Here is a 239-nt window from a genome sequence, read left to right as displayed (position 1 = left end):
GCATTAAGATCGGCGAGATCAATAGCTACAAGGCGCAGCCCGCGTTTCTCATGCCCTACAGGAACGGCTGGAATCTCGCGCTCGAACAGATCAACGCGGCAGGTGGCATCGACGGCAAGAAGCTCGAAGTCGTTTCACGCGACGACAACGGCAATCCCGGCGATACGGTTCGCGTCGCGCAGGAACTCGTTTCGCGGGAACAGGTGAAGCTCCTGTTCGGCGGCTATCTGTCGAATACG

General features: G+C 58.6%; 1 protein-coding gene. It reads left to right on the top strand.

Annotated elements, in window-relative coordinates; genetic code table 11:
* Positions 1–2 precede the first annotated feature (2 nt).
* Positions 3–239: ABC transporter substrate-binding protein (locus NCR38_RS34090; protein WP_250478547.1), on the top strand; the 237-nt coding region annotated here is incomplete at its 3' end.

This window comes from Caballeronia sp. INML1 (genome assembly GCF_023631085.1).
Classification (GTDB): domain Bacteria; phylum Pseudomonadota; class Gammaproteobacteria; order Burkholderiales; family Burkholderiaceae; genus Caballeronia; species Caballeronia turbans.
Note: the sequence above shows the minus strand (reverse complement) of the source record. Positions and strands in the feature narration are given on the sequence as shown.